Raw genomic sequence first — 10,131 nt, 5'->3', positions numbered from 1 at the left:
TTCCCATGCCGAACACAGAAGTTAAGCTCTTTAGCGCCGATGGTAGTTGGGCTTACGTTCCGCGAGAGTAGGACGTTGCCGGGCAAATATTCATTATTCCACAGTAGCTCAGTGGTAGAGCTATCGGCTGTTAACCGATCGGTCGTAGGTTCGAGTCCTACCTGTGGAGCCATGGCCCCTTGGTCAAGCGGTTAAGACACCGCCCTTTCACGGCGGTAACACGGGTTCGAATCCCGTAGGGGTCATTTTTTATTCATGGAGAATTAGCTCAGCTGGGAGAGCATCTGCCTTACAAGCAGAGGGTCGGCGGTTCGAACCCGTCATTCTCCACCATTTTCAAGTAAATAAGCTGGAGGGATAGCGAAGTGGCTAAACGCGGCGGACTGTAAATCCGCTCCTTCGGGTTCGGCAGTTCGAATCTGCCTCCCTCCACCATGATTGGGCTATAGCCAAGCGGTAAGGCAACGGACTTTGACTCCGTCACCCGCTGGTTCGAATCCAGCTAGCCCAGCCATTTTTTTAGAGCCATTAGCTCAGTTGGTAGAGCATCTGACTTTTAATCAGAGGGTCAGAGGTTCGAATCCTCTATGGCTCATAAGTAAGAGACCTAGTTTATACTAGCGTCTCTTTTTTTGTTTTTTATTATAAGAAAAATATACATATATTTATACATATACGCATAAATATTTGGAATATATTAATATTATCCACAAAACCTTGTATAGCTTGATGTAAGTGCTTACATATACTAGAATGTAATAGTAATGCTAAATAAGGGGGATTTTATTTCATGAAAAAATGCATTGAGATTATAGGTGCACCAACAGCTTTTGGTCAGCGTAAATTAGGCGTTAATTTTGGGCCAGACGCATTAAGATATGCAGGTTTAATAGAAAGAATAGAAAATATAGGTCATGAAGTAATAGATAAAGGTAATGTCGAATCACCAGCTATTGACATGAAAAAATATAAAAACGAACAAAAAGGGTTAAGAAATTTAGATGAAGTTATTAAGTTTTCTACTAATTTATATGAAGCTGTAAATGAAACAAAGCGTAAAAATAATTTCCCACTCATTCTAGGCGGAGATCATTCTTTATCCATTGGTTCAATTGCAGGTATTAGTAAACACTATGAAAATTTGGGTGTGATTTGGTATGATGCTCATGGTGATTTAAATACATTAGATTCTTCTCCGAGTGGTAATATTCACGGTATGCCTTTAAGAGCATTATTAGGTGATGGAGACGAGAATCTGACTAATATTGGTGGGTATAAAAATAAAGTGAAGCCTGAGAATGTTGTCTTAATAGGGATGAGAGATTTAGACGATGGGGAAAAGGAATATATTAAAGAAGTAGGCATCCGTACATACACGATGGCAGATATCGATAAACTTGGAATGAGTAAAGTCATTTCTGAAACAATCGATTATTTGAAAGATAAAACAGATGGTATTCATCTTTCTCTTGATGTAGATGCTTTAGATCCTGTTGAAACACCTGGTACAGGAACGACTGTCCCTGGAGGTGTAACATATAGAGAAAGTCATTTAGCAATGGAAATGCTACATGAATCCAATTTGATTGTTTCAGCTGATTTAGTTGAAGTTAATCCTCTTATTGATGAATATAATAAGACTGCACACCAAGCTATAGGTTTGATGGGATCATTCTTCGGTGAAAAATTATTATAATTGACAATTGTCTGTAGAATATATTTAAAGAAAGAAGTCTCTAATGAAGAGACTTTTTTTATTTTATATATAATTAAATTAACAATATATCTAAAAAATTGTTATAATAAGCACTAGGTAAATGAAACACGGAGGAGATACTATGCAGTTACCTGATATTTTTGGTGAATTAAGTGCCTTAAAGGTTATAACAGGTATACTTGATTTAATTATTGTATGGTATGTATTGTACTTGATTATAACTGTTGTTAAAGGTACAAAAGCGATACAATTATTAAAAGGTATATTTTTCATCATAATAGGTAGAACAGTAAGTAATTTTTTAAATTTAACAACTACTACAGTCCTATTTGATTTTGTATTGCAGTGGGGTTTTTTAGCAATCATTGTAATATTCCAACCAGAGTTCAGAAGAGCTTTAGAACAATTAGGGCGTGGAAGTTTATTTAAACGAGTCAATGTCACGACATCAGCAGAACAAGAAAGGTTAACTGATAGTGTCGATAAAGCAGTACAATATATGGCTAAAAGAAGAATTGGTGCATTAATTGTGTTTGAAAAAGAAACAGGACTGCAAGATTACATAGAAACAGGTATACCTATTAATGCTGACATTTCTCAAGAGTTACTCACTAATATTTTCATTCCTAATACGCCATTACATGATGGAGCAATGATCATTCAAGAACAAAAAATTGCTACAGCGGCAAGTTATTTACCTTTATCTGATAGTCAGAAAATCTCTAAAAGTTTAGGTACTAGACATAGAGCGGCTGTAGGAATATCAGAAGTATCAGATGCATTTACAGTTGTTGTATCTGAAGAAACGGGTTCGATTTCTGTAACGATTAACGGCAAACTTAGAAAAGAAATATCAAGTGAAGCATTTAGAGAATTACTAGTTGAGCATTGGTTTGGTTCTGTTCAAAGCAGAAAGGATGTGAAGTAGATGCTAGAGTCTAAATGGGGATTACGTTTTGTAGCTTTAATACTAGCATTACTCATGTTTTTATCTGTTAATAATGTATTCGGAAGTTTGTTTTCAGAAAATGCATTGAAAAATTCTGCGCATACTATAGAGGATGTACCTGTTGATACGTTATATAATACGAAAGAATTATATTTGTCTGGTGCACCTAAAACTGTAGATGTAAAAGTTTCAGGACCTCAATCAACAATATTACAAGCTGAGAAATTATTGAATTTTAAAGTAGAATTGGATCTACGAAATAAATCAGTTGGTCAATATAAAGAAAACTTTAAAATTAAAGGTTTAAGTGATGAATTAAAAGCTACAGTTATTCCAAAAAGTGCTAATGTTACGTTACAAGAAAAAGTATCGAAAAAATATCCGATTGAAGCTGAAATCAATCAAAATAGAATTGCTTCAGGTTACGAATTAGTTGGAGAAACGATCAGTCCATCGCAAGTAACGATTACTGGTGGCCAGGAAGAGTTGAATAAAATTGCCTATGTTAAAGCAACGTTGGATGAAAACAAGCAATTAACAGACAATACAACTGAAAAAGCTGGTATCAGTGTGCTTGATAGTAACTTAAATAAATTGGATGTACAAATTAGACCAGATACAGTAAATGTAAATATAAAAGTAGCGAGATCTAGTAAAACAGTGAGTTTAAATCCCATTACAAAGGGTTCAACCTCAAAAGGTATTAATATAAATGAGATTAATTTAGATAAAACTGAAGTTAAAATATATGGTTCACGAAATGTACTTGATGGCATTGGATCAATAGATGTACCTGTTGATGTTTCTAACGTTGATGGAAATACAACTAAAACAGTTGGTTTGGACTTGCCTGATGGTGTGGATGAAGCAGATGTTAAAGATGTTGAAGCAAAAATTGAAACTTCTAAAAACTAATGGAATTAAAGGAGAATTATAATGGGCAAATATTTTGGTACTGACGGTGTAAGAGGTGTAGCCAATTCTGAGTTGACGCCAGAAATCGCATTCAGATTAGGTAGATTTGGTGGTTATGTATTATCAAAGAAACACAATAGTGAGAATCCAAAGGTATTAGTAGGTAGAGATACACGTGTTTCTGGAGAAATGTTAGAATCAGCTTTAATTGCTGGTCTTTCATCAATTGGTGCAGAAGTAATGAGATTAGGTGTTATTTCTACTCCTGGTGTTGCATATTTAACGAGAGAAGTAGATGCTGACCTTGGTGTAATGATCAGTGCCTCTCATAACCCTGTTGCTGACAATGGCATTAAATTCTTTGGACCAGATGGCTTTAAGTTAACTGATGAAGAAGAATTAGAAATTGAAAAACTATTAGATTCAACAGAAGATAACTTACCACGACCAACTGGGAACCAATTAAATCATACTTCTGATTATTTTGAAGGTGCTCAAAAATATATAAGCTATATTAAATCTACAGTTGATGGAGATTTAGATGGACTGAAAATTGTGTTAGATGGCGCGCATGGTGCTACATATTCACTTGCACCATACTTATTTGGAGATTTAGAGGCAAATAGTGAAACGATTGGTTGTAAACCTGACGGATATAATATCAATTTGAATGTCGGTTCTACACATCCAGAAGAATTGGCTAAAGCTGTAGTAGATTATGGTGCTGATTTAGGCTTAGCATTTGATGGAGATGGCGATAGAATTATTGCTGTAGATGAAAAGGGTCAAATCGTTGACGGAGATCAAATTATGTTCGTTTTAGCTCAAGATATGGCTAAAAATGGTGACTTAAAAGACAATATGGTTGTTTCTACTGTTATGAGTAATTTAGGCTTTTATAAAGCACTTGAAGAAGAAGGAATTAAATCTAATAAAACAAAAGTAGGCGACAGATATGTTGTTGAAGAAATGAGACGAGCTTCTTATAGTCTTGGTGGCGAGCAGTCTGGACATATTGTTCTTATGGATTATAATACAACTGGTGATGGATTATTAACGGGTGCACATTTAGCAAGCATCGTTAAAAGATCTGGAAAAAGTCTTAGTGATTTAACGAGCAAAATGAAAAAATATCCACAAAGATTAGTGAATGTAAGAGTTTCTGACAAATACGGCGTAGAAGAAAATACAAAAGTTGCAGAAATCATTACTAAAGTGGAAGTTGAAATGAATGGTGAAGGTCGTATATTAGTAAGACCTTCAGGAACTGAGCCATTAGTTCGTGTGATGGTAGAAGCTAAAACAGAAGAAGATGCTGAAAGATATGTAAATAGTATTGCAGAAGTTGTAAAAGACGAAATGGGCATTGAATAATAGTAATAGAGGTGGGGACAAGTTAATTGTCTCTGCCTCTTTATTTTATTGTGAGTAGCTGGCTGAATGGGAAATGTAGTTAAAAATGTGTTAGAAAGTAACATATTAAAATGAAATATCGTATTATAATTGCACTACTTACTAATTCATTGTAGAATGAAGGAAGCTTACTTAAGGAGGAATGTGAGGTTTGTTAAAATAAGGAAACTTATAGCGCCTGAACAAAGATCATACATGACTGTAGATGCGTGTATATTCAGATACATGTTGATTGAATGTTGTTGTCTTTGTTGACGAGGAGGATAGTTATCGAATTATCGGCGGATGCTATCCCGGATGTGGCCCATTCGAAAGTTCAATGTTTAAAGCATACAGGTGACTGTATGTCCAAAGTCATTGAAATAGCCATAAATTAAATTAAGTATTGAAAGCGACTGGACGATATTTTGGAATGTCTAACCGCTTATTTAAAATTGGAGGAAATTTGTTTATGTGTGGAATAGTAGGATATATAGGTTCAGAAAATGCTAAAGAATTGTTACTTAAAGGTTTAGAAAAACTAGAATATAGAGGTTATGATTCAGCAGGTATTGCTGTTAGAAACGAAGAAGAAATTAAAGTGTTTAAAGCAAAAGGTAGAATAGCTGAATTACGTAAAGCAGCTTCAGATGATTTCGATGGAAATATTGGTATTGGACATACACGTTGGGCAACACACGGTGTGCCCAACTATGAAAATGCTCACCCTCACCAATCTACATCTGGACGTTTTACACTAGTACACAATGGTGTAATTGAAAATTATGAACAACTGAAAAGTGAATATTTAGAAGGTATCACATTCAAATCAGATACTGATACTGAAGTAATTGTAGAATTGATTGGACATTTCTCTAATGAAGGTTTGACAACTGAAGAAGCTTTCAATAAAGTATTATCATTATTACATGGTTCTTATGCACTTGGTTTATTAGATGAGCAAGATGCAGAAACAATTTATGTAGCTAAAAATAAATCACCTCTATTAGTTGGTATCGGAGAAGGCTTTAACGTTATTGCTTCAGATGCAATTGCGATGTTAGCTGTTACAGATACTTACAAAGAATTAGTAGACAATGAAATTGTAATTGTTAAACGTGATGAAGTAATCATTAAAAATCAAGATGGTGAAGTAATCGAAAGAGATAGCTATAAAGCTGAAATCGATGCTTCAGATGTTGAAAAAGGTACTTACGAACATTACATGTTAAAAGAAATTCATGAACAACCTGGTGTTATGCGTAACATTATTCAAAATTACCAAGATGAAGAAGGCAATCTTAAAATAGATAAAGCAATCATCGATGATGTAGCTCAAGCTGATAGAATTTATATCGTTGCTTGTGGTACAAGTTATCATGCAGGTTTAGTAGGTAAAGAATTTATTGAAAAATGGGCTGGCGTGCCAACAGAAGTACATGTTGCATCTGAATTTGTTTATAACATGCCTTTATTATCTGAAAAACCATTATTTATCTTTATTTCACAATCAGGTGAAACAGCAGATAGCCGTGCAGTATTAGTAGAAGCGAAACGTTTAGGACATAAAGCATTAACAATCACGAACGTTCCAGGCTCTACGCTATCACGTGAAGCGGATCATACATTGATCTTACATGCAGGTCCAGAAATCGCTGTTGCTTCTACAAAAGCATATACAGCTCAAATAGCAGTATTAGCAATTCTTTCTCAAGTAGTGGCTAATGCACATAATAAAGAAACAGGTGTTGATATTATACCTGAGTTAGCAAAAGTGACGACAGCAATTACAGCAATTGTTGACGATGCACCAAAAATGGAACAAATTGCAAAAGACTTTTTAGAAACGACTCGTAACGCATTCTTCATTGGACGTACAATGGATTACTATGTTGGACTTGAAGGTGCATTAAAACTTAAAGAAATCTCTTATATACAAGCAGAAGGATTTGCTGGTGGAGAATTAAAACACGGTACAATCGCATTAATTGAAGAAGGTACACCAATTGTTGCTTTAGCTACTCAAGAAAAAGTTAACTTATCAATTAGAGGTAATGTTAAAGAAGTTGTAGCACGTGGCGCTAATCCATGTATCATTTCAATGGAAGGTTTAGAACATGATCATGATACGTATGTTATTCCACACGTACATGAAATGTTATCTCCACTTGTTTCAGTTGTTACATTACAACTTATTTCTTACTACGCAGCATTACACAGAGGCTGTGACGTAGACAAACCACGTAACTTAGCTAAATCAGTTACAGTTGAATAATTAATATAGAAAATCAGAGGCTGGGACAATTAATTTGTCCCGGCTTTTTTCATTATTATGTTTAAATTGAGCATTCACATTGAAAAATATACGATAGGGGGGTATAGTTGTATTTAAAGAGAGGACGTGAAGTTATGAGTGAGTTTTTACATGAACATACAGTAACACCAAGAACTAAAGAAGAGAAAGATAAAGTTATAAATAGACTTAAGCGTATTGAAGGTCAAGTTAGAGGAATTCAAAATATGGTTGAAGAAGATAGATATTGTGTTGATATTCTTGTACAAATTAGTGCCATTCAATCTGCATTAAAAAATGTAGGATTTGCTGTTACTGAACGTCATATTAAACATTGCGTTACAGATGCTATTCAAAACGGAGAAGGCGAAGAAACAATTGATGAATTGATGAGTGTACTTAAGCAATTTTCTAAGTAAGGAGGTCAACTAAATGAATGAAGACAAACAAGTTACTATTGGCGTAACAGGTATGACATGTGCTGCATGTTCAAGTAGAATTGAGAAAGTCTTAAACAGAATGGACGGCGTAGAAGCACAAGTGAATTTATCTACTGAAAAGGCTTCTATTAAGTTTAATGATGATTCAACTCAATTATCTGATGTAACGAAAAAAATAGAAAATTTAGGCTATGGTGTTTTGACTGAAAAATTAGATTTAGATGTTTATGGTATGACATGTGCTGCATGTTCAAGCCGTATTGAAAAAGTTTTAAATCGTCAACAAGGGATAGCAACTGCAACTGTAAACTTAACAACTGAACAAGCGAGTGTTGAATATAATCCAGAGTTAATCGATGAAAAGTCAATTATTGATAAAATTAAAAATATTGGCTATGATGCAGAGTCTAAAAATGATTCAAAAGACAAAAAGACATATAAAGAAAATGAAGTTAAACAAATGAAAATAAAACTTATTGTTTCAGCTATTTTGTCATTACCGCTTATATTAACGATGTTTGTTCATTTATTTAATCTTCCAGTGCCACAAATGTTAATGAATCCATGGTTCCAATTTGTATTAGCAACACCTGTTCAATTTATAATTGGTTGGCAATTTTATGTTGGAGCATATAAGAACTTAAAAAATGGTGGTGCAAACATGGATGTACTTGTTGCATTAGGGACAAGTGCAGCATATTTTTATAGCTTATATGAAGCGATAAAAACAATTGGTAGACCAGATTATATGCCTCATTTATATTTTGAAACAAGTGCGGTATTAATCACTTTAATATTATTTGGAAAATATTTAGAAAAACGTGCTAAAAGCCAAACGACAAATGCATTATCTTCACTATTAAGTTTGCAAGCTAAAGAAGCAAGAGTAATACGAAATAATGAGGAAATCATGATACCAATAGAGAATGTAGCTGTTGGTGATATTTTAAGCATTAAACCAGGCGAAAAGATACCTGTAGACGGTATTATTCAAAAAGGGCGAACGGCTATTGATGAATCTATGATAACTGGCGAATCTATACCAGTTGAAAAGTCAATAAACGAAGAAGTTATAGGTTCTACAATTAATAAAAATGGTTTAATTAATATGAAAGCAACAAAAGTAGGAAAAGATACTGCGTTGGCATCTATCGTTAAAGTTGTCGAAGAAGCTCAAGGTTCTAAAGCACCTATTCAAAGGTTAGCAGATGTTATTTCAGGTTACTTTGTTCCAATAGTTGTAGGTATAGCTATTTTAACATTCTTAATTTGGATTACTTTAGTTGATGCTGGTCAATTTGAAAATGCACTCGTTGCGGCAATTGCTGTTCTTGTTATTGCTTGCCCTTGTGCTTTAGGATTAGCAACACCAACATCCATAATGGTAGGAACAGGAAAAGCTGCAGAAAGCGGCATACTATTTAAAGGTGGAGAACATTTAGAACGCACACACCAATTAAATGCAATCGTATTGGATAAGACTGGAACAATTACAAAAGGTAAACCAGAAGTAACAGATTTTACAGGAGATATTGAGACATTGAAATTATTAGCTAGTGCTGAAAAAGGATCAGAGCATCCATTAGCTGAAGCCATAGTGGCGTATACAACTGAGCAAGATATAACACTAGCAGATGTAGAAGATTTTGATGCAATCCCTGGATACGGTATACGGGCATTAATAAATAGTGAGAATGTATTAGTAGGTAATAGAAAATTGATGTCACAAAACGGCATTGACACAAATATATTTGATGAAGATTTATCTAAATTAGAAACTGAAGGTAAGACAGCTATGCTAGTGGCAGTAGGTGGCGTTTTTAAAGGTATTGTTGCTGTAGCTGACACAATTAAAGAGAATGCACCTGAAGCTATTAAAATGTTACAAGATGAAGGTCTAGAGGTTATAATGCTAACTGGTGATAATGAGAGAACAGCTCAAGCAATAGCGAAACAAGTAGGTATTCATAATGTTATATCTGAAGTATTACCAGAAGAAAAAGCAGACAAAATAAAAGCCATTCAAAATACAGGTAAAAAAGTAGCGATGGTAGGAGATGGTGTTAATGATGCACCAGCACTAGCTATAGCAGATATAGGTATTGCAATAGGTACAGGAACTGAAGTGGCAATAGAAGCAGCTGATGTAACGATTTTAGGTGGAGAATTATTGCTCATTCCAAAAGCGATTAAGATTAGCCATGCTACAATTAAGAATATTAAACAAAATTTATTTTGGGCATTTGGTTACAATACAGCTGGCATACCGATAGCTGCATTAGGTCTCTTAGCTCCATGGGTTGCTGGCGCAGCAATGGCATTAAGTTCTGTAAGTGTTGTGTCGAACGCGCTAAGATTAAAAAAAGTTAAATTATAATAAAACTGGATCCAAAATAAAACTGAAAAATATTCATTCTTAAGTCTG

7 protein-coding genes, 6 tRNA genes and 1 rRNA gene are annotated in these 10,131 nt (G+C 34.4%); all 14 read left to right on the top strand.

Annotated elements, in window-relative coordinates:
- A 5S ribosomal RNA gene (gene rrf / locus LQ598_RS13955) occupies positions 1-84 on the top strand; the annotation flags it as partial.
- 13 nt (positions 85-97) lie between these two features.
- Positions 98-172 (top strand) — tRNA-Asn (locus LQ598_RS12225).
- Between the two features lies 1 nt (position 173).
- Positions 174-245: transfer RNA gene (locus LQ598_RS12220), tRNA-Glu, on the top strand.
- Positions 246-257: 12 nt separating this feature from the next.
- Positions 258-333, top strand: a tRNA-Val gene (locus LQ598_RS12215).
- A gap of 18 nt (positions 334-351) precedes the next feature.
- Positions 352-435, top strand: a tRNA-Tyr gene (locus LQ598_RS12210).
- A 4-nt stretch (positions 436-439) separates the two neighbouring features.
- Positions 440-514: transfer RNA gene (locus tag LQ598_RS12205), tRNA-Gln, on the top strand.
- 8 nt (positions 515-522) lie between these two features.
- Positions 523-595 (top strand) — tRNA-Lys (locus LQ598_RS12200).
- A 195-nt stretch (positions 596-790) separates the two neighbouring features.
- Positions 791-1,696 carry an arginase gene (gene rocF, locus LQ598_RS12195; RefSeq protein ID WP_016913251.1) on the top strand — a complete coding sequence of 302 codons (906 nt, stop codon included), beginning with the start codon at positions 791-793 and terminating at the stop codon, positions 1,694-1,696.
- 142 nt (positions 1,697-1,838) lie between these two features.
- The gene (gene cdaA / locus LQ598_RS12190) at positions 1,839-2,645 is read left to right on the top strand and encodes a diadenylate cyclase CdaA (RefSeq protein WP_016913008.1); all 807 of its coding nucleotides are present in this window, start codon (positions 1,839-1,841) and stop codon (positions 2,643-2,645) included.
- The gene (locus LQ598_RS12185) at positions 2,646-3,581 is read left to right on the top strand and encodes a CdaR family protein (protein WP_016913009.1); all 936 of its coding nucleotides are present in this window, start codon (positions 2,646-2,648) and stop codon (positions 3,579-3,581) included.
- 21 nt (positions 3,582-3,602) lie between these two features.
- Positions 3,603-4,955, top strand: coding sequence for a phosphoglucosamine mutase (glmM, locus tag LQ598_RS12180; protein ID WP_016913010.1), 1,353 nt, complete (start codon positions 3,603-3,605; stop codon positions 4,953-4,955).
- Between the two features lie 490 nt (positions 4,956-5,445).
- Positions 5,446-7,248 carry a glutamine--fructose-6-phosphate transaminase (isomerizing) gene (glmS, locus tag LQ598_RS12175; protein ID WP_107557154.1) on the top strand — a complete coding sequence of 601 codons (1,803 nt, stop codon included), beginning with the start codon at positions 5,446-5,448 and terminating at the stop codon, positions 7,246-7,248.
- Between the two features lie 134 nt (positions 7,249-7,382).
- A complete protein-coding gene (locus LQ598_RS12170) occupies positions 7,383-7,685 on the top strand; it encodes a metal-sensing transcriptional repressor (protein ID WP_078358455.1) in 303 nt (100 codons plus the stop codon).
- 13 nt (positions 7,686-7,698) lie between these two features.
- Complete coding sequence (locus tag LQ598_RS12165) at positions 7,699-10,083, top strand: heavy metal translocating P-type ATPase (RefSeq protein WP_107557155.1); 2,385 nt, start codon at positions 7,699-7,701, stop codon at positions 10,081-10,083.
- The last annotated feature ends 48 nt before the right edge of the window (positions 10,084-10,131 follow it).

The sequence above is a fragment of the Mammaliicoccus sp. F-M27 genome, assembly GCF_022387115.1.
Taxonomy (GTDB): Bacteria; Bacillota; Bacilli; order Staphylococcales; family Staphylococcaceae; genus Mammaliicoccus; species Mammaliicoccus vitulinus.
The sequence above is the reverse complement of the archived record's forward strand: the minus strand, read 5'-3'. Positions and strand labels throughout refer to the sequence as shown.